This window comes from Lacrimispora sp. (assembly GCF_032078915.1).
GTDB lineage: Bacteria > Bacillota > Clostridia > Lachnospirales > Lachnospiraceae > Lacrimispora.
On the sequence record NZ_DAMAUN010000058.1, the window covers coordinates 1 to 21,770 of the forward strand.

Consider the following 21,770-nt stretch of genomic DNA (forward strand, 5'->3'; position numbering starts at 1 on the left):
TAAAGTTAAATTGCGCTGGCTCATAGCTGTTCTCCTTTTTTTTCCCATTTACTAAACCTTTTCGCACATTATACCATAAGTTTACAAAAAAACAATGGAATTGATAAAAAATTAACAATAGAAATAGTGTCAAAAACACCGCACAAGTATTTGTAATTAATTAAATAATCTAAATAGTATAATACAATTTGAAAATTAATAATTAACTTAATGTTTATTGTAAAAAAGTCTTGCAAAATACAGACGGATAGTATATAATAAAGCCATAAACAAAAGATAATAATTTCAAATCCGACTTTCCATTTTATTTCGGAGAATGACAGAGAAAAGGAGGTAGATCCCGCCGAAAACATAAGTTTAGCCTGAATCGGCAAAAAGGCTGATACGGGCAAAAGGCAAAACCGTTAAACCTTAGCAGAGAACCGTGGCTGAAGCCGGAATGAAAATCTACCAATCTCTTTATATGCCTATAGTTCGTTATAACTGCAGAGAAATATTCATCCGATGGGTAATTTTGATTTGTCCCGATTGAATTTTTATTCGGTAGCTGGATAACAATATAGAAGAATGAAAATAGCAATGCCGAAAATTTAGATTGTAGATGGTTTTAAGCGAAAGGTACGGGAAAAAATTCATATAGAGCATCCGGAGAACGCAATGCAAAAAACAAAACGTGAGAGGTATTTAGGAACCAATGGATGAAAGCATGTAGAACGGGTATCGAATTTCATGAAAATGAGTCGGTACCCGTTCTCCTTTGTTTCAACCAGCCGCAGGCGGTAAATCAGGGCATTCGCTTATACCATTGAATGACACCTTTGGGGAGTCATTTGCGGCTCCTTTTAACGCTCCTGCTTATTATTGCTTTTTTAGTTATAAGCCTGATATTGTTCGGTATATTCTTTAATAATCTTTGCTCCGCCCATATCTTTCCATTTCTGGACGGAATCTTCCCATTCCTTTTCATTTAAAACACCAATTACATATTTAATCGCAGAGTCATTAATAAAGGTGGATAGTTCCCCTAAGGTTCCACCCATCTCGGTTTCAGTTTCGGAAATAAATGGCAGGGTTGGATCAAAAACCGCATATTTAGAATTAGAACCGATTAAATCATAAATGTGCTGTGCAAGAGGGGTCAGGCTTTGGGATTCCAGATGAGTATAGGCATAAAATGGCGTAATCTGCCGGATTAAGTTGTATTTATCGGCATATATCGACAGCTGCTCTTCAGTCTGGGTGACCTTTCCGTCGACCACATCGTAGGTTTCCCCTTCGATTCCCCAATTGAATAAGTCAAGCATTTCCGGTTTGCCCATTTTATCTAAAAAGGCTAAAACACTTAATAAGTTTTCCTCATCCGGAACTGCTGTTTTCGGTATTGCGATAGCACCGGTATAGCCCTGATATCCGGGTATATGGGGCTCCCCGTCAGATCCATCCGTCAGTATCTGCAAAACGCCACAGGTGGCATCAGGATTGACCTGAGTCAGTGAGTTTAAGGTAGTAACGGCATCCTCCAGGTTTCCTAAAAAGACGGCTCCGGCTTTTCCGTTGGTAAAGTTGGCGGTTTTGTCATTTACGATGGGAAAGTCATTATTAATCAAACCTTCCTCATAACAGTCACGGAACCATGTCAGAGCTCTTTTGTATTCCTCAGAATCATATTCTGATGTGATATTTCCTGCGGAATCTGCCGCCCAGCCATTCGATCCGCCCATATAGATGCTCAGCTGAGTGGCAAAGTTTTTAAGGCCCTGATCATACATGGAAAGGCCATATGTATCATGTACGCCGTTTCCATCAGGATCATCGAAGGTAAAGGCATAAAGGATATCATGGAACCCTTCAATCGTGTCAGGCATTTCAAGGCCCAGGTTATCTAACCAATCGGTACGGATGGCGATTCCGGCCCGGATAGTAGCACGGGTACGGGGAATCAAAAACTGCTTGCCATCGGTTTGGACGTTTTTCATAACGGTCTCATCAATGCTGGAAAGATTGGGAAAAAGCTCAATATAGGGAGTCAAATCCCAAAACATACCAGCTCTGGTAGCGTTAATAAAACCGGCTGAGGTGGTTTCACGGATAGAGGTAATCTGGGGTAAGGAGGTAGAAGCAATCAGGGTATTGACTTTTTCTTCATAGGCGTCATTGGGAACCCAGATGACTTCCAGCTTCGTACCGGTATATTCCTGGATGGCTTTCAGCATGCTGTTATTTTCATTGGGAGCTTCCACTGCCTTATAGTTGCACATCATCGTAACGGTTTCTAAGGCCGGCGTCTCCAGTTCAGATGTTTCAACAATTTCCGTTTTGACAGAATCTGACCCGGTTTGCCCCGGCTGGTTTCCTTCCTGGATGCCGCAGCCAGCTAATAAGATACAGGCCAGAGCTGCCGCTAAACAGCGGGATATAGACTTTCTCATATAAAATCCTCCTACATTATCAATAGTTTTTTTATTTCTTCTCTGAGCCATCTGCAGATTGTCAAATAAGATGTTTATAGTATAAAGCCGTTGTGTGGTTAACACAATGTTCTTATTTCTGCCAAAAGCCTGGAAACCTCATCTGTCCAGGAGCAAAATGAGGTAAAAAAAAGAGCATTGCCTAAAAAAAAGAGTATTTCCCGGCTTTGGAAACAAAGGATGATGCTTTCCAACTACTGGAAATATGAGCATTGAGTTACTTCATATCACCTCCTATAATTTGAGGTGAAAAGGAGGCAGATAATTTATGAGCCAAGGAAAAGTAGAAAAAGTTAATATGATGAAAATTGAAAAAAAGGCATTGAGGGCTAAGACGTTAAGAGCAGTGCTGCGTCAAAAATCTCTCTATATTATGCTGATACCCGGAGTGATTTATTATCTCATTTTCAAATTCGGTCCGATGATAGGGCTGATAGCAGCCTTTAAGGATTATCAGCCCTTTTTAGGCTTTTTCGGGAGTCCGTGGGTGGGGGTTAAGAATTTTGAAAGATTATTTACAGGCGGCTCCTTTTTGCGGCTGTTGGAAAATACCCTGGTAATCTCATGCCTGAACCTGATTTTTTTCTTCCCGGTTCCGATTATTATCGCACTATTGTTAAATGAAGTGAAGATCAACTGGTTTAAAAGGATTGTCCAGAGCTTTCTTTATATACCTCATTTTTTCTCCTGGGTTGTAGTCGTGGGTATTTCTTATGCGTTATTTACCACCGAAGGAGGTGTGGTAAATAATTTTCTCGGCAGCGTATTCAACATCAGGCCGATCGACTTCATGGGATCTGAGACATGGTTGCGGCCGATGGTCGTCCTGCAAAATATCTGGAAGGAGAGCGGCTGGGGAACCATCATCTTCTTAGCGGCTTTAGCTGGTGTGGATGTGGAAATGTATGAAGCTGCCGAATTAGATGGCGCCGGCCGGATGAAGCAGGTATGGTATATCACCCTCCCGGCAATCCGGGCAACCGTCATTACGATGCTGATTCTAAGGCTTGGGCATGTACTGGAAGCCGGATTTGACCAGCTGTTCCTGATGCAGAATGCGACAAATCGTGAAGTAGCACAGATTATTGATACCTATGTATATCAGATAGGTATGAAAAATGGGCAGCTGAGCTTTGCCACTGCAGTAGGGCTGTTTAAATCCATCATCGGCCTGATACTGGTGCTGACGGCGGATTGGCTGGCTAAGAGAATGGGTGAGGAAGGGCTTTTATAGGAGGAGGTAAGAGTGATAGGTAAAAATAAGAAAATGAAAAAGACAGTTGGAGAACGGGTATTTGATATTTTAGTGCATGGCATATTATTACTGTGCTTTCTGATTATCCTGTTTCCTTTAATGTATGTCGTGGCAGGGTCCTTAGCCTCCGCAAAAGAATTAGCGGAAAATAAGTTCCTGATCATCCCGAAGGAACCGACCCTGGATGTATATAAATATATTTTATCCACAAAAACCTTTCCCCGCAGCATTGCTGTCACTACATTGGTAACGATTGTGGGTACCTTTGTAAACCTGATCATGACCTGCCTGACTGCTTATCCTTTAGCCAGGCGAAATCTGCTGGGACGTAAGTGGCTGATGCTGGGGGTAACCTTTACACTGGTATTCAGCGGCGGCCTGATTCCTACTTACCTGGTTGTGAATTCGATGGGGCTGATTGATAAATATGCGGCCCTGATAATCCCGGGAGCCATCAGCAGCTTTAACCTGGTGCTGGTGAAGAACTTTTTCCAGGAAATACCCGAAAGCCTGATTGAAGCGGCTAAAATAGATGGCAGCAGCGAAATCAATACGTTGACAAAAATCGTCCTGCCCTTATCAAAGCCGGCCCTGGCCACTTTTACGATGTTTTATGCGGTGGGACACTGGAACCAGTTTTTACAGCCCCTCCTTTATTTAAATGATTCAAAGAAATGGACGGTTCAGATTCTCCTGCGCCAGATAGTAATGCTGTCCAGCACCTCGGGAGAAGATGATGGGATGATGCCCGGCTTTATCCTGCCGATGATGAGCTTAAAACTGGCTGTAGTCGTAGTTTCCACACTGCCAATTATCATGGCTTATCCGTTCATGCAGAAATATTTTGATAAGGGGGTGATGGTAGGTTCGGTAAAAGGCTGAGCTGCTCCGGGAAAACTGATATAATAATGCAAGAGGAGTTTTTTCTATGAAGTCTAAAAAAAACAGGTATTATAAAAAGATTCTTGCGGCATTATTATTAGTTAATTTAATTCCGGTTTTGTTTCTTGGGGGGTCTATCGTTAATCTGGTGAACCAGCAGAAAAATGCTCTGAACCAGACGATGATATCCCAGATCAGCAATCAGATGAATGAAGTGGAGACCAGCTTTCGCTATGTGGAAAATGCCATGATTCGGATAGCCCTTAGCAGCGATACCCTGCTGGCCCTGCGAACCGATTTGGCAGCAGAGAATTTTCAGCTGTTTAATTCATTGCGCGGTGATTTACAGCTGATAGGGAATTCGGAGAAGCAGCTGGATGACGTATTTCTGGTTAATAAAAGTAAAAACTGGCTGATTGGTACGGCTGCCACTATGCCCTTAAAGGAATATGAATCAGTGGATACCGTTCATACCTTATTTGCCATGAAGAAGCATTCCTTCTGGTTTGCAGATGCCGGATACCTATATCTGGTCAAAAGTCTGCCGATATATACCCTTAACGATAATGCCCTGCTGGTTGCCCGGTTTAAAAAAAGCATTCTGGATACGGATTCCATGGGGGGTAAAGAAGGATATGGAACCGTAATTCTTAATGAAGAGGGACAGGTCATCTTTGGTGACGGTATTGATGTACTGGTTGTCAGGGAGGTGCTGGAGGGAGTAGGAAATACCGAAAGGCTGGAGGAGGGCGGTCTGATTAATACGAGATATCGGGGTGAAAGCTATATTATGGCCTCTAAAACCTCGGAATATAATCGCTGGACCTATATCTTTGTGGCAACGAACTCGGCATTTCAAAGAAGCCTGTCAAATGTAATGGCGATGCTGGCCCTGGTAGTTGCCGGAATGCTGTTCGTAGATATTTTTGTTGTGTATGTAGCTTCAAAACGTCTGTACTTACCGTTTCAGGAGATTGATGCTTTAGTAGAACATAAAATACATGCTGAGTGGGAGGGAAAGAAGACCGAAGAAGATATGGAGCTGATAGGAAAAGTGCGCTATATCCTTAATAAAAATGCAGAGCTGCAAAGTATTGTGAAGAATAAGGATGAAAGCCGCCAGCAGCTTTTTTTACGCAAGCTCTACCGGGGCGAAAAAATAGACTGTGATGAGGATACGATGATAAAAGAGCGCATTATCAGTGAGAAATTAAATGGTGCCGCCATGTATACCATGGCTTTGAAGTTTAAGGATCATTTTCAGACCGAGGATGACCATCAGCTTTGCCTGTTTGCCCTGGATAATGTCGTCAGGGAGCTGCTTCACAAGGAAGAGTGCTTTCCGCTGGTGACGATTGGAAAGATTATTTATATTACCTGCCTTGTGGATGCGGATTCTAATGAAAGTGCCGACATTAAGGCCCAGGCGACGGCCACGATGCTCATTACGGCGGTGCGGAAATATTTACATATGACGATTAACGTTGGTGTAAGCAATGGCTTTAAGCAGATTAAGGATATTGTTCCGGCGGTGGAGGAATGTGAAAAAGCATTGCGGGATGCCATGGGATTTGATGGTATCTGTAACTTTTACCGATATCCCCGGAGGGAAAAAATCCTGCTCATGGACCGCCGGATCTATCAGGGACGCAAACAGGTTCTGCGGGCAGTGGATACCGGTAATAAAATCCAATGCCACAGTGAATTAGATATTTATCTGGCTCTGCTAAAGGATACCCAGTACTGTATATTTAAACTGGAAATCAGCAAGCTGATATCAGAAATCCTGAATTATTATGAGGAATACGCGCTGACGCCGGATTATAATGTAATCAGTGACATCCTTGATTATGATATCAGCCGGAAGGTCAACTCCATTGAAAGCCTGCAATCTTACTTATGGGATTATCTTTTGGATGAGCTATTTAAAAACATCTGTGATAAAGCAGAGCAAAAGGATGTTATTTACCAGATTGCTGAGTATCTGAATGAAAATATTGAGTGTAATATCAACCTGGAGGATTGTGCCAGGCATTTTAATTACAATGCCAGTTATTTAAGCAGGATGTTTAAAAAGAATTTTGGTAAAACTTATATTGATTATGTAACCGAAAAACGGATGGAGCGGTGCGAGGAGCTTCTCCTTGAAACGGATATCAGCATTAATGATCTGGCAGAACGGTTTGGCTACAGCAGCACGCAGAATTTTATCCGGGTATTTAAAAAATATACGCTCCTGACTCCGGGCCAGTACCGGAAGTATGGAGGAAACCTAGATTAAGACAGGAGGAAGTGGAATGATTGATTTAACCCATGTGATCGATCCTGAAAAGGTCGAACGGAAATTTTCAATAGAAACCATTGGCGCAGAGACGGTAAACCGGAATGTGGTGCGCCTTGAGAAGCAGTGGTATATCATGACCAATATTGCCATGGTATCCCATATCGGCACTCATATCGAGGTACCCTATCACATCCTTCCTGATGGCCATGATTTGGCATCGATGCCAGTGGATATATTTTGTGGTCCTGCTGTCCTGCTGGATTTTTCCGATATCGGCAGGCGGATTGGTATCTCGAGGGAACGAACGATACAGGCTGCTAAAGCCTGCGGGGGAGTCCGGGAAGGGGATATTGTTTTTTGTAACCTGGGCTTTGGGGATTTTTATGGGACAAAGCGCTATGGTGAAAGCCCGTACTTTACCGAGGAGGCGATCACCTGGCTGGCCGAAAGCGGTATGAAGATGATGGGCGTCGATGCCGGCGGTGTCGAGCTTCCAGGTTCAGAGCAGCATGTCAACCATACGACACTGTTTAAGCATAATATCCCATTGATCGAGAATGTCGCTAATTTAGGGCAGATCAATGTTCCCAGATTTACCGCATCAGCTTTTCCCTATCCGATTAAGGGCGTTGAGTCCTTTCCAGTGCGGGTGATGGCTTTTATACCTGGGACTGATGAAAGGCTTGGTGGATAATGAAGGGGGATACCTATGTCTTTAACCGTACCAGCTTCCGGGACCCGCTGACAGGAGTAGAGCTTATCCGGCTTACGGATAACAAAGCAATTTATGACCGGCCCTATTTTACGACTACGCAATTCACCAGAGATGGACGTTATACCATCTTCGTATCTGATTTTACCAAAACCTCGGTGGTCAAAAATCCCAATGCCCCCGCAATTGGAAAGGTCGGCTTTGGGGAACTGTTCCTCCTGGAGCTTGAGACCGGGAAAGCATTGCAGCTTACTCAGGGAGAGGCTGTTAAGATGGGACACGGAGCTCATGGGATGATCGCTCCGGATGGAAAGACCGTTTATTATTACAGCAATGAGGAGCTGAAGGAAACGGATGTCAGAACTCTTGAATCAAAGGTATTGATGCATATTCCCAATACATATAATTTCCACAGCCTGTCCATGACCGATGATTGCCGTTATGTGGCTTTTTCTCTCGTCGAGGAATTGCCTTTGCTTACAGCCGGGTTTTCCGCCCCGTTATCGGAAGCGGCTCCGGGAGCGAGGGAGCGGTTCTTTAAGCGGCCAGGCAGTCTGGTGCTGCGTTATGACAGAAAGAAGAAAAGCTGTGAGGCCATCTACGGGGGACACGAGCGCATTACCCATGTGGGGTTGGCTCCGGGAGAGGGTGACCGCCTCCTGTTTTGTAACGATGGTCCCTGGCATCTGGTTCAGCGGATGTGGACCGTCGATGCCTTAACCGATGAGGTGAAGCCCCTCTTTCTCCAGCAAAAGTATTTAGAGCAGATCGGTCACGAGTTTTTTACCCCCTCAGGAAGAATCGGAGCCCAGTATTCCTTCCGGTATCGGGCAGATATGCCGTTTTTCCAGCATGCCGATATATTCATGGATTTTGATGGTAAGAATCAGGAGCGTTTTTACTATCCTTATGACCGCCCGGGGCATATAAGCGTAGCGGTAAATGAGCGCCAAGGCATCGGTGATACCTGTATGTTATCCGAAAATCAGCCAGATAGCAGGAGGTATCTGTCACTGATTCATTACGATTCGCAGGGGCACAGGGCAGAGCCTTACCTTTTGTGCGCCCATGACACTTCAGGAAAAAAAAGCGCCCATGTCCATCCGGTCTTTACGCCGGACGGCAGTCATATTTTATTTTCCTCTGACAAGGAGGGATTATTAAATATTTATATGGTGGAAGCAGACTGGTCAAAAGCAAGGAGGACGATATGATTAGAAAGAACCCGATAAAAAAAGGATTGAAAGAGGGAAAAAGCTATATTGGCACTTTTGCCAAGATGACGGATCCAAGTGTTGTTGAGCTGTTTTCTTTAATAGGCTTTGATTTTTTTGTCATTGATAACGAGCATTCCCATATGAGTAAGGAAACCATGGATCATTTGCTTCGGACGGCGGATATATCCGGCATTGTTCCAATCGTGAGGATCCGCCAGAATAACCGCTCCATGATACTGCAAAGTCTTGACGGAGGAAGCCTGGGAATCATGGTTCCGGAAACCAGCAGCCGCAGGGATGTGGAGGAAATGATATATAACTCCTATTATAGCCCCATCGGTGGACGGGGCTTTTCTCCCTCTCACCGTGCTGCCGGTTACGGCTTTATGGACGGAAAAGAGTATGCTGGACTGGCGAATGAGCATGTCATGACGATTGCTTATTGTGAGACCGCCGAAGCCTTAAATAATCTTGATGACATGCTCGGTGTTCCAGGCCTGGATGTCATGTGGATTGGTCCGATGGATTTATCTCAGGCCCTAGGCGTTATCGGTGACAGCAGGCATCCTAAAGTACAGGAGGCTGTGGCCCACATTATTGAGCGTTGTAAGGCAGCAGGGGTAGCGGCGGGAACAATTGCTGCCAATGGAGAGGAGGCCAAAAAGCTTCTTGACATGGGCGTGCAGTTTATCGGTCTGAGCTCGGACCAGGCGATGATTGCCTATGCAGGTAAGGCATTTATGAAGGAATTAAAAGACTGAGGAGGATGAAAAATGAAGCAACCAATTGAAACTTATTTTCAAATCGGAACGATTCAATGGATGAGTTATCCGCCGGCAGATTATTCCCTGCTGGAATCCGTTAAGAAGCTGGCAGGTGATGAATTTTTCACGACACTTGAGGTGACCCATGTGGAGGCGGATGAGGAAAGAATGCAATTGAGGACCCTTTTGGAGCAGTCTCATATGAGGGTGTGCTATGGGGCCCAGCCAAGACTCCTCGGCCACGGGCTGAACCCTAACGCAATTGATGAAAATGAGAGGGAAAAGGCGGAGAAAATACTTCTGCACTCGGTGGATGAAGCAGAATATTTGGGAGCGAAAGGCATTACCTTTCTGGCTGGAAAATGGCAGGAGAAGGATAAGGCCTTAGCCTATGGACAGCTGCTAAAAACGACCAGGAACGTATGCAGCTATGCGGCTTTAAAGGGTATGATGGTTGAATTAGAGGTGTTTGATTATGACATGGATAAAAGTGCTTTGATAGGTCCGGCGCCATTGGCATCGAGGTTTGCCGGAGATATGCGGATGACTCATAGCAATTTTGGCTTGCTGGTGGATTTGTCCCATTTCCCCACAACCTATGAGACCTCCCAGTTTGTCATCAGCACCTTAAAGCCGTACATCACTCATCTGCATATCGGTAATGCTGTCGTTAAAAAAGGTTTTGAAGCTTATGGCGATCAACATCCCCGCTTTGGCTTTCCGGACAGTGCCAATGATACCCCGGAGCTTTTGGATTTCTTTAAAGTATTGAAGGAGGAAGGCTTCTTCCGTAAGGATAATCCGATGGTATTATCTCTGGAAGTCAAGCCATGGAAGGATGAAGATGCCAATATCATTCTAGCTAATTCGAAACGGGTGATAAAACGGGCATGGGCGCTATTGGAAGACTAAGGCTAACCGGTGAAAGGAGATGTTAGGATGAAAATTGTAGTATTAGATGGTTTTACTGAAAATCCCGGAGATTTAAGCTGGGAAGGGCTTGAGCAGCTGGGAGAGCTGACTGTATATGACAGAACGGCAGGAGATGAAGCTGTGATAGCGGAGCGGATTGGCGATGCAGAGGCTGTTTATACCAATAAGGTACCGATAAGCCGTAAGGTGCTTGAGTGCTGTCTGAACCTTCGGTTTATCGGAGTATTGGCGACCGGATACAACGTAGTTGATACAGCGGCGGCAAAAGAGCGTCAGATTTCCGTCTGCAACATTCCCTCCTATGGAACGGATGCCGTTGCCCAGTTTGCAATTGCCCTGTTGCTGGAAATTTGCCATCGTATCGGGCACCACAGTGATGCGGTTCACCAGGGCAGGTGGAGCAGCAATCAGGATTGGTGCTTCTGGGATTATCCTTTGATTGAACTGGCAGGTAAGACGATGGGGATTATCGGGTTTGGCCGGATCGGCCAGAGCACCGGCCGCATTGCCCAGGCTATGGGAATGAAGGTACTTGCTTATGATTCCTTTAAAATAATACCGGAATTGGAATCTGCGACCTGCAAGTATACGGATTTAGATACATTATTTGCCCAGTCGGATGTCATTTCCCTTCATTGTCCCCTTTTTCCGGAGACTGAGGGAATGATTCATCAGGGCAGCATCGCAAAGATGAAGGATGGTGTCATTATTCTTAATAATTCCAGAGGCCCTTTGATTGTGGAGGAGGATTTAGCACAGGCCCTGAAAACAGGAAAGGTATATGCCGCCGGTCTGGATGTGGTGTCCTCAGAGCCAGTCAGGGAAGACAATCCGCTGTTAAAGGCGCCCAACTGTCTGATAACTCCCCATATTTCATGGGCACCAAAAGAAAGCCGGCAGCGTCTGATGGATATTGCGGTAAAGAATCTGAAAAATTTTCTGGAGGGAGACCCAGTAAATATAGTAAATACATAATATTAGCAGATTGGGAGGGCGGAAGACGAATATCTTCCTGATTTAAAATGGAAAAACTGGACTTTACGGCAGCCTTGCCGGAATTTAAAGAAAAAACATATAATATTGCTGAATTCGGAGCAGTTTCCGGAGGGCTTATCCTGAATTCGAGGCCCCTTCAAGAGGCTATAGATTTTGCAGCAGGACATGGGGGCGGCCATGTCCTGGTACCGGGGGGCCTCTGGCTCACCGGACCGATAGAATTAAAATCAGGAGTGGATTTGCACCTGGAAGAAGGAGCCCTTTTGCTGTTTGATAAAAGCAAAGAAGAATATCCTCTCCATATTACCGATTATGAGGGAACAAGAAGAATCAGGGCTATTTCTCCCATTCATGCCAGATGTGCTGAAAATATTGGTATAACCGGCAGGGGAATCATTGACGGAAACGGTCATCTTTGGCGAATGGCCAAGGAGTTTAAATTCACCTCCAGAGAATGGGAAGAAAAGCGGTCTGTCAGCCCGGATACTTTCTTAAGTACTGAGGAGGGGGAGGTTTGGTATCCCACCAGCACTGCTTTTGAGGGATTTCGTTATGGCGAACCGGACTTATCAAAGCTTGATGATGTAAAAGCCCTTGAAATGGCAGCCCCCTATTATGACTACTACCGCCCGGTGATGGTGGAGCTTACCCATTGCAGTCGGATTCTGATTGAGGGCGTCACACTCCAGAACTCTCCGGCCTGGAATCTCCATCCTCTTTTCTGTGATAATCTGACAGTGCGTAATGCCTGGATCAGAAATGATGATTCGGCGCAAAACGGAGACGGGCTGGATCTGGAATCCTGTCAATTTGTTGAGATTGACAGGGTGAACTTTGACGTGGGAGATGATGCGATCTGTATGAAGGCCGGAAAGAATAGCGAAGCCAGGAGGATAAAAGGTCCGACAGAAAATGTTTATATCCATGACTGCACCGTGTACCGGGGCCACGGCGGTTTCGTGGTGGGAAGTGAAATGTCCAGAGGAGTCCGTCATATCCTGGTGGAGCGCTGCACATTTATCGGTACCGATATCGGCATTCGCTTCAAGTCGGCGGCCGGCCGTGGAGGTGTGGTGGAGGACATTACCATTCGGGATATAAATATGGTGCGGATTCCCGGTGAGGCTATTCTTTTTACAATGGGATATGCTTTAAAGACGATGAAAAACGGCACCTTATCCATTGAAGCACCAGAGGACGCTGAGGATTTACCGGAGTTTAAGAATATATCGATATCACGGATTTATGGCAGAGATATACAGTGGGGCATTCGGATTGACGGCTTAGAACAGATGCCTGTCCATGATATCCATATCAGTGATGTTGCTTTACAGGCAAAGCATGATATTGATATAGTAAATGGTAAACATATCTTTTTTAAAAATATAAATATCAAGGGGTAAAAGTAATCATAGAACTCCTTTTAGTCACCCAGGCTTCAATGCCGGCCCCTTCGAGGTCAGAGAGAAACTCCTGCTTGATCGCCAAAGTCACAGGATTCACGAAGATTCATGTGTTTGCCGTGACGGTAAAACAAAATAGCCTTGACATTTCATTTCTTACTCCCTATAATTAAAAAATACGGTAATATTAGTATTATCACATCATAATAGGAAGAAAAACTTTGATGGAGACAGTAGGACCATGGGAAATCCAAAGAGAGCCGGGGAGGGTGGAAGCCTGGCGAAAGTAGCATGGGTTCGAATATCACTCCGGAGTTTCCGGCTGAAAGCATCTGCGGTAGGTCAGGACGTATTTTCTGCGTTAAGGGAAAGCATATGCTGGTATGCGGTAATAGGTGGTACAACGGAGATATAGTGAGGCTTTCGTCCTGATTACGGGATGGGAGCTTTTTTTATATATGGAGAAATGGAGGTCGCTAAAGATGTACAAGAAAGTCCCTACAGACTTGAATTTTGTAGCACGAGAAAAAGAGGTAGAAAAATTCTGGGAAGACCATGATATTTTCAGAAAGAGCATGGAAAACCGTAAGGGAGGGGAGACATATCCGTTCTACGACGGTCCCCCTACTGCCAATGGGAAACCCCACATCGGACACGTTTTGACCAGAGTTATCAAGGATATGATTCCAAGATACCGGACCATGAAAGGGTATGACGTTCCCCGTAAGGCCGGTTGGGATACCCACGGACTGCCAGTTGAGCTGGAAGTGGAAAAGATGCTGGGCCTTGACGGCAAGGAACAGATCGAGGAGTATGGCCTGGAGCCATTTATTAAGTATTGCAAGGAAAGCGTTTGGAAATACAAGGGCATGTGGGAGGATTTCTCAAAGACCGTAGGCTTCTGGGCCGATATGGATGACCCTTATGTAACGTATGAGAATAATTTTATTGAATCTGAGTGGTGGGCATTAAAGAAAATTTGGGAAAAGGGTCTTTTGTATAAAGGCTTTAAGATCGTTCCCTATTGTCCGCGGTGCGGAACTCCCTTGTCCAGCCATGAGGTGGCTCAGGGATATAAGGATGTAAAGGAACGCTCCGCCATCGCCCGGTTTAAGGCAAAGGGAGAAGACGCCTATATTCTGGCCTGGACCACAACTCCGTGGACCCTTCCTTCCAACGTAGGCTTATGTGTGAATCCTGAAGAGACCTATGTAAAGGTGCAGACAGGAGACTATACCTATTATATGGCAGAGGCTCTGTGTGAAAAGGTTCTGGGAGAGGAATACACGGTTTTAGAGAAGTACACAGGAAAGGACTTGGAATATAAAGAATACGAGCCTTTATTTGACTTCGTAACACCAAATAAAAAAGCATATTATGTAACCTGTGACACTTACGTTACCTTAACTGACGGTACCGGTGTCGTTCATATCGCTCCGGCCTTTGGTGAGGATGACTCCAAGGTGGGCAGAAAATATGACCTTCCATTTGTACAGCTGGTCAATGCGGCAGGCGAGATGACAGAGGAAACCAAATGGGCAGGCATCTTCTGTAAGAAGGCGGATCCAATGATATTAAAGGACTTGGAAGAAAGAGGCCTTTTATTCTCCGCACCTGTATTCGAACACAGCTATCCTCACTGCTGGAGATGTGACACCCCGTTAATTTACTATGCAAGAGAATCCTGGTTCATTAAGATGACGGATGTAAAGGAAGACTTGATCCGCAATAACAATACGATCAACTGGATTCCGGAAAGCATCGGAAAAGGACGTTTCGGCGACTGGCTGGAAAATGTCCAGGACTGGGGAATCAGCAGAAACCGTTACTGGGGAACGCCTCTTAACGTTTGGGAATGTGAGTGCGGGCATCAGCATTCCATCGGAAGCATTGAAGAATTAAAGTCCATGTCCCCTAATTGCCCAGAAGACATTGAGCTTCACCGTCCTTACATTGACGCAGTGACCATTACCTGCCCGGCGTGCGGAAAGCAGATGAAGAGGGTACCGGAAGTAATCGACTGCTGGTTTGACTCCGGTTCCATGCCCTTTGCGCAGCATCATTATCCTTTTGAAAATCAAGATCTGTTTGAGAAACAGTTCCCGGCTGACTTTATTTCTGAGGCCGTGGACCAGACTAGAGGCTGGTTCTACTCCCTCCTTGCCATCTCCACTCTGATTTTCAACAAGGCGCCATATAAAAATGTAATCGTTCTGGGGCATGTCCAGGATGAGAACGGGCAGAAGATGAGCAAATCCAAGGGAAATGCGGTAGACCCATTTGATGCTCTGGATACCTACGGGGCAGACGCTATCCGCTGGTATTTCTATGTGAACAGCGCCCCATGGCTGCCCAACCGTTTCCACGGAAAAGCGGTTATGGAAGGACAGCGCAAATTTATGGGTACTCTGTGGAATACCTATGCATTCTTTGTGCTTTACGCGAATATTGATGAATTTGACCCCACAAAATACAGTCTGGAATATGAGAAGCTCCCGGTCATGGATAAATGGCTACTCTCCAAGCTGAATACGCTGGTGGGAGATGTGGATGCATTCCTTACCGGCTATCAGATTCCGGAAGCAGCAAGAGCGCTTCAGGATTTTGTTGACGATATGAGCAACTGGTATGTACGCCGAAGCAGGGAGCGTTTCTGGGCAAAGGGAATGGAGCAGGATAAGATCAACGCTTATATGACTCTTTACACAGCTCTTGTCACCGTAAGCAAGGCGGCGGCTCCGCTCATCCCGTTCATGACCGAAGAGATCTATCAGAACATGGTTTGCAGCGTGGATAAATCTGCACCGGAGAGCATCCATTTGTGCGATTATCCTGCGGCAAATAAAACCTATATCGATAAGCAGCTGGAAACTGACATGGATGAAGTATTGAAAATCGTAGTCATGGGCCGGGCTGCCAGAAATACTGCCAATTTAAAGAACCGCCAGCCGATTGGCCAGATGTTCGTAAAAGCACCTCATGCCCTTCCTGTATTCTATCAGGAGATCATTGAGGAAGAGCTGAACGTAAAAAAAGTGGCGTTTACAGATGATGTAAGGGATTTCACATCCTACAGCTTTAAACCCCAGTTAAAGACTGTTGGGCCGAAATACGGCAAGCAGCTTGGAGCCATTAAAAAGGCCCTTTTAGAGGTCAACGGCAATGAGGCTATGGATACCCTGAATGAAACAGGCGCTCTCACCTTTACTTTTGACGGAACAGAAGTTGTGCTCACCAAGGAAGACCTTCTTATTGACACCGCTCAGACAGAAGGCTACGTATCCGAAGGTGATAACACCATCACCGTTGTGTTGGATACCAATTTAACACCTGAGCTTTTGGCAGAAGGCTTTGTGCGTGAGCTGATCAGCAAGATCCAGACCATGCGTAAGGAAGCCGGGTTTGAGGTGACGGATCACATTCTGGTATACAGCAAGGGCAATGAAAAAATTGCCGGTATATTAAAAGACCATGAGGAAGAAGTAAAGAGCGAAGTGCTTGCGGAAGACGTCATCCTTGAAACGCCGGCCGGATATGTGAAAGAATGGAACATTAACGGTGAAAATGTAACCCTGGGTGTGGAGAAGGTTCAGTAAACGGTTAGGAGGCCTTGTAGAATGAGTATGGGATTTGATAAGGAGATCTTTAAGAAAAGTGTTCTGTTTAATATGAAGAATGTATTCCGTAAGACGGTTGATGAGGCTACTCCGGAGCAGATGTACCAGGCAGTGGCCTATGCAGTAAAAGATGTTATCATAGATGAATGGATCGCAACCCATAAGGCGTATGAAGATCAGGATGTAAAAACCCTGTATTATCTGTCAATGGAATTCCTTATGGGCCGTGCTCTGGGCAATAACATCATAAGCATTATGGCTCAGCCGGAAGTAAAGGAAGTTCTTGAAGAACTGGGCTTTGATTTAAACACCATTGAGGACCAGGAGCCGGATCCGGCTCTTGGAAACGGGGGGCTGGGCCGTCTTGCGGCCTGCTTCCTGGATTCCCTGGCAACTCTCGGGTATCCGGCTTATGGCTGCGGCATCCGATACCGGTACGGCATGTTCAAACAGAAAATAGAAGGCGGATTTCAGGTGGAAATTCCTGACGACTGGCTGAAAAACGGTTATCCATTTGAGCTTCGCCGCGCCGAATATGCCACAGAGGTAAAGTTCGGAGGCTATGTAAGTACCATAAGGGAAAACGGAAGGGAACGCTTTATCCAGGAGGGGTATCAGTCTGTCCTGGCAGTTCCCTATGATATGCCCATTGTAGGATATGGAAACAATGTGGTGAACACCTTAAGGATCTGGGATGCCCAGGCCATCAATACCTTCAGTCTGGATTCCTTTGACAGGGGTGATTACCAGAAGGCAGTGGAACAGGAAAACCTGGCGAAAACCATCGTAGAAGTCCTTTATCCCAACGACAACCATTATGCAGGAAAAGAACTCCGTTTGAAACAGCAGTACTTCTTTATTTCCGCCAGTGTACAGAGAGCGGTTATGAAGTATATGGAAAAGCATGAAGATATACATAAGTTCTTCGAAAAGACGGTTTTCCAGCTGAATGATACCCATCCAACGGTGGCAGTCCCAGAGCTTATGAGAATCCTTCTTGATGATTACAGCTTAAGCTGGGATGAAGCATGGGAGATCACGACAAAGACCTGCGCCTATACCAACCATACCATTATGTCGGAAGCTCTGGAAAAATGGCCCATTGAGCTGTTTTCCAGACTGCTTCCAAGAATCTATCAGATCGTAGAAGAAATAAACCGGAGATTCCAGCAGAAAATCATGGAGATGTATCCGGGAAACCAGGAAAAGCTTCGGAAAATGTCCATCGTTTATGACGGTCAGGTCCGTATGGCCAATTTAGCCATTGTGGGAGGCTTCTCAGTAAACGGTGTTGCCAGACTCCATACTGAAATTTTAAAGAACCAGGAGCTAAAAGACTTCTATCAGATGATGCCGGAGAAATTCAACAACAAGACAAACGGCATCACCCAGAGGCGGTTCCTTCTCCATGGAAATCCCCTTTTGGCCGAATGGGTGACGAGAAAGATCGGAAACGACTGGATCACCAATCTGCCTCATATACACCGTCTGGCAATCTATGCCGATGACCCCAGGTGCCAGCAGGAGTTTATGGATATCAAATACCAGAACAAGGTGCGCCTGGCAAAATATATTAAAGAGCATAACGGCATTGATGTGGATCCCAGATCCATGTTTGATGTGCAGGTAAAGCGTCTCCACGAATATAAGCGGCAGCTTATGAACATCCTGCACGTCATGTATTTGTACAATCAGCTAAAGGATAACCCAAACCTTGATATGGTTCCCAGAACCTTTTTGTTCGGCGCAAAGGCTGCGGCAGGCTATGAGCGTGCAAAGCTGACCATTAAGCTGATCAACGCGGTGGCTGATGTGATTAACAATGACAGAAGCATCGGCGGTAAGATCAAGGTTGTGTTTATTGAGGATTATAAGGTTTCCAATGCGGAAATCATCTTTGCTGCGGCAGATGTGAGTGAGCAGATATCCACGGCAAGCAAAGAAGCTTCCGGCACCGGAAATATGAAATTCATGTTAAACGGCGCCCTGACCCTTGGAACCATGGATGGAGCCAATGTGGAAATCGTAGAAGAAGTGGGAGCGGAGAATGCCTTTATCTTTGGTATGTCCTCCGACGAGGTGATCCGTTATGAGAACGAGGGCGGATATTATCCCATGGAGATTTTTAACAACAATTACGAGATCCGCAGAGTACTGATGCAGCTGATCAACGGCTATTATTCTCCCCAGAACCCGGAACTGTTCCGCGATATTTATAATTCCTTATTAAATACCCAGAGCAGTGACCGCGCGGACACCTACTTTATTTTAAAGGATCTCCCATCCTATGCAGAAGCCCAGTGCCGGATCGACCAGGCGTACCGGGATGAAGCATGGTGGGCGAAGGCTGCCATATTAAATGTTGCAAGCAGCGGCAAGTTTACCTCAGACCGAACCATCGAAGAATATGTAAAGGATATCTGGCACTTAGAGAAGGTAAAGGTAGAGCTGGAAGAAGTATAAGATTGCAAAAACGTTCCGGAAGTGATTCCGGGGCGTTTTTTTGCATATATTGAACAAGGGGACAGGAAGATGGAAAGGTTGGTGATTCGGATTGATAAAAAAAGCGGTTATGGCGTGTATCCTTGCGCTGTTGTTTCCATACATAATTACTATGGCCTGGACGGGAAAGATCGAGGAGAAGAGAGAATTTCCCATGATCACCAGCGGTAAGAAGATCATTCTGGACCGGAAAAGCGGAGAATCCTATATGGATGTGGAAGAATATCTTCCCGGCGTAGTGGCTAAGCAGATGCCGGCCGATTATGGCAGGGAGGCTTTAAGGGCCCAGACGATCATTGCCCGGACATACATCTACGGAAAAATGAACGGGCAAAATGAAGTGAAGGAATCGGAGCTTCACATGGAGTATCTGGAGGAACAGCAGATGGAAAAGCTTTGGGGAAGCGAATCCTTTGTTGCCAGCTATCAGGCGGTGGAAAATGCTGTCCGGTCTACCAGGTCGATGGTCATGATGTATGACGGGAAGCTGATCGATCCCTTATTCCACCGGGCAAGCACCGGAAAGACCAGGGCAGGAGATGAAAACCATCCGTATTTACAGGAGGCTGCTTGTCCCAGGGATGTGGAAGCGGAAGGTTATCTCACCATGGTTGCATATAAAAAAGAAGATTTTGCGGAAAAAATCAATCAGATTTCCGGCGATGTACCTGTGAAGGCAGATCAAATTCCGGGAAGCATTCAGATCGTTCTCCGGGATGAGGGGGGATATGTGGGGCAGATCCAGATAGGCACCAAGGTTTATACGGGAGAGGAAATTCAGCGGGTTCTGGGACTTCCATCCGCAGCCTTTGGTTTTGAAGAATATGAAGAGGGAATCCGTGTGGTTTGCCAGGGAATTGGGCACGGATATGGCATGAGCCAGTATGGAGCCAGGTGCAAAGCAGAGGAAGGCTGGACGGCGGAACAAATTCTTCCTTATTTTTATAAAAATATTGTTTTAATTTCTGAATAACTCTTTCACTCTTGGTAAGAATATTATCGAGGTGATAAACGTGAAGGAGAAAATAAGTCAATTGTTCAAGGATAAAGTATTCCTTGTCCTGTTGGTTCTAGGCCTGCTGACTATAGTAGCTGCAGCAGGAGTCATTACCATTCAAAGAGGAAATGGTGGAGGAGAAAGCCCTTATCTGCAAGTACCGGATCAGAGCAATATGATTGTTGAAGAATCAGTCCCCCAAGAAACACAAGTGGCAGTTGCAGGAGACTCCAATGCAACGACGGAAGAGGAAATGCAAGTGGCTGATTCCAATAAAGCCTCTGCAGCTCAGGAAACACAGGCTCCGGCAGTAAAGGCCGGAACAGACAAAAGCGCGGCAACGTCTCTGGTACTTAATTTTAGTGATGCAACCAGAATGACCTGGCCAGTACGCGGAAATGTCATTTTAGACTACAGCATGGACACCACAATCTATTTTCCAACTCTGGACCAGTATAAATGCAATCCAGGGCTTGTGATCCAGGGAGATGTAAGTACTCCGGTTGTGGCTCCTGCCAATGCAAAAGTTGAAAAAGTCGGCTCCAATGAAGAAATCGGAGGCTACGTTGTCTTAAATATGGGCAACGATTATACAGCTATCTGCGGCCAGTTAAAAGAGCTGCAAGTTGTAGAAAATGAATATGTCAAAGAAGGTCAGGTCTTAGGCTATGTAGCCGAGCCTACCAAATATTATTCCGTGGAAGGCGCCAACGTATACTTTGAATTGACTCATAATGATAAGGCGATTGATCCCCTGGACCAAATGCAATAAGCCAAAAAAAGAAATCTCAGGAAAATGTTATAAAAAAATAATAAAATGTTCATACGTGATTAAGAGTCATCTGCTATACTATAACCGATCAGTCAAATACCCGCAGCAAACTGTGGAATATTTGACCCCGTGGGTAGCCGCCAAAGTCAGGTTCGCTTGACCTTGGCTTGTTGCCTTCACGAGAATCAACGGGGAGTGTGGCTATGAACATATTATTTTTTTTAACACCTAAGAATGAGGTGGCTTATATTTTTGAGGATGATTCTCTGCGCCAGGCGCTTGAGAAGATGGAGTATCACAAATACTCTGCAGTGCCCGTCATAAACAGACGGGGGAAATATGTAGGGACAATTACGGAAGGGGACATGCTTTGGGGAATCAAGAACAAATTCAATCTTAACTTAAAGGAAGCAGAGCAGGTAACGGTGGCTGCCCTTGACAGAAGGTCAGATAACCGTCCCGTATATGCGGATTCCAATATGGAAGATTTGATTGATAAGGCACTGAACCAAAATTTTGTGCCTGTAGTAGATGACCAAAAGAATTTTATCGGGATCATTACCCGCAAGGATGTTATTCGTTATTTTTATAACAAGTCCCTGGAAGTGCAGCAGCCGGTGACAAACTGTAAGACTGCAGCCATTCAATAAAAATAAAAAAGCATTTTCCGCCAAATATCTGGCAGAAAATGCTTTTTTTTATTTAAAAACACTTCACGAATCCTCGAATCCTGAAATCTATTGAAACTCATCGCATTTCTTGCTATAAGAAAAAAGTAAAAAACAAGAAACTTAAGGACAAAATAAATATAGAAAGTAATAAAAGTAGAGCTTAATAATTATAAATACACAAAAAAATACATTGTATAAAAAAATACCTCCATAAACTAAAACAATAATTTCATGTTAAAAAGCAATTTCTGTATATTAAAAAGCAAGATTTGTAAGGCGAAAAGACATCTTGTATGA

At 45.1% G+C, this 21,770-nt stretch carries 16 protein-coding genes; 15 read left to right on the forward strand and 1 reads right to left on the reverse strand.

All coding sequences use genetic code 11. The features are described 5' to 3' along the window. Positions 1-869: 869 nt before the first annotated feature. Entirely contained in the window at positions 870-2,429 is a 1,560-nt protein-coding gene (locus RT269_RS20000) for an extracellular solute-binding protein (RefSeq protein WP_313185244.1), read from the reverse strand. Positions 2,430-2,736: 307 nt separating this feature from the next. Between RT269_RS20000 and RT269_RS20005 the strand changes: the two genes are divergently transcribed. From RT269_RS20005 to RT269_RS20075, 15 genes are all read left to right on the forward strand, one after another. Next, positions 2,737-3,702, forward strand: coding sequence for an ABC transporter permease (locus RT269_RS20005; protein ID WP_313185246.1), 966 nt, complete (start codon positions 2,737-2,739; stop codon positions 3,700-3,702). A gap of 12 nt (positions 3,703-3,714) precedes the next feature. Further along, a complete protein-coding gene (locus RT269_RS20010; RefSeq protein WP_313185247.1) occupies positions 3,715-4,605 on the forward strand; it encodes a carbohydrate ABC transporter permease in 891 nt (296 codons plus the stop codon). A gap of 46 nt (positions 4,606-4,651) precedes the next feature. Beyond that, positions 4,652-6,886, forward strand: a complete 2,235-nt coding sequence (locus RT269_RS20015) for an AraC family transcriptional regulator (RefSeq protein ID WP_313185249.1) — start codon at positions 4,652-4,654, stop codon at positions 6,884-6,886. Between the two features lie 16 nt (positions 6,887-6,902). Continuing rightward, the gene (locus tag RT269_RS20020) at positions 6,903-7,583 is read left to right on the forward strand and encodes a cyclase family protein (RefSeq protein ID WP_313185251.1); all 681 of its coding nucleotides are present in this window, start codon (positions 6,903-6,905) and stop codon (positions 7,581-7,583) included. Next, positions 7,583-8,815: an oligogalacturonate lyase family protein gene (locus RT269_RS20025; RefSeq protein ID WP_313185252.1), complete on the forward strand. Its 1,233-nt coding sequence runs from the start codon at positions 7,583-7,585 to the stop codon at positions 8,813-8,815. Before RT269_RS20020 ends, RT269_RS20025 begins: the two co-directional genes overlap by 1 nt. Further along, the gene (locus RT269_RS20030) at positions 8,812-9,579 is read left to right on the forward strand and encodes an HpcH/HpaI aldolase family protein (RefSeq protein WP_313185254.1); all 768 of its coding nucleotides are present in this window, start codon (positions 8,812-8,814) and stop codon (positions 9,577-9,579) included. The genes RT269_RS20025 and RT269_RS20030 overlap by 4 nt, the downstream gene beginning before the upstream one ends. A gap of 12 nt (positions 9,580-9,591) precedes the next feature. Then, positions 9,592-10,494 (forward strand): sugar phosphate isomerase/epimerase family protein, encoded by a 903-nt coding sequence (locus tag RT269_RS20035; protein WP_313185256.1) that lies wholly within the window; start codon positions 9,592-9,594, stop codon positions 10,492-10,494. Positions 10,495-10,521: 27 nt separating this feature from the next. Then, positions 10,522-11,490 carry a D-2-hydroxyacid dehydrogenase gene (locus RT269_RS20040; RefSeq protein ID WP_313185257.1) on the forward strand — a complete coding sequence of 323 codons (969 nt, stop codon included), beginning with the start codon at positions 10,522-10,524 and terminating at the stop codon, positions 11,488-11,490. A 47-nt stretch (positions 11,491-11,537) separates the two neighbouring features. Beyond that, positions 11,538-12,914 (forward strand): glycoside hydrolase family 28 protein, encoded by a 1,377-nt coding sequence (locus RT269_RS20045; protein WP_313185258.1) that lies wholly within the window; start codon positions 11,538-11,540, stop codon positions 12,912-12,914. Positions 12,915-13,155: 241 nt separating this feature from the next. Next, on the forward strand, positions 13,156-13,329 hold the full coding sequence (locus RT269_RS20050) for a hypothetical protein (protein ID WP_157724412.1): 174 nt from the start codon (positions 13,156-13,158) through the stop codon (positions 13,327-13,329). Between the two features lie 67 nt (positions 13,330-13,396). Next, the gene (gene ileS, locus RT269_RS20055; RefSeq protein WP_313185260.1) at positions 13,397-16,510 is read left to right on the forward strand and encodes an isoleucine--tRNA ligase; all 3,114 of its coding nucleotides are present in this window, start codon (positions 13,397-13,399) and stop codon (positions 16,508-16,510) included. Positions 16,511-16,531: 21 nt separating this feature from the next. Further along, positions 16,532-18,994: a glycogen/starch/alpha-glucan phosphorylase gene (locus RT269_RS20060; protein ID WP_313185261.1), complete on the forward strand. Its 2,463-nt coding sequence runs from the start codon at positions 16,532-16,534 to the stop codon at positions 18,992-18,994. Between the two features lie 91 nt (positions 18,995-19,085). Next, positions 19,086-20,006, forward strand: a complete 921-nt coding sequence (locus tag RT269_RS20065) for a SpoIID/LytB domain-containing protein (RefSeq protein WP_313185263.1) — start codon at positions 19,086-19,088, stop codon at positions 20,004-20,006. Between the two features lie 40 nt (positions 20,007-20,046). Further along, entirely contained in the window at positions 20,047-20,802 is a 756-nt protein-coding gene (locus RT269_RS20070; protein WP_313185265.1) for a M23 family metallopeptidase, read from the forward strand. A 203-nt stretch (positions 20,803-21,005) separates the two neighbouring features. Continuing rightward, positions 21,006-21,452, forward strand: coding sequence for a CBS domain-containing protein (locus tag RT269_RS20075; protein WP_100303796.1), 447 nt, complete (start codon positions 21,006-21,008; stop codon positions 21,450-21,452). Positions 21,453-21,770 lie beyond the last annotated feature (318 nt).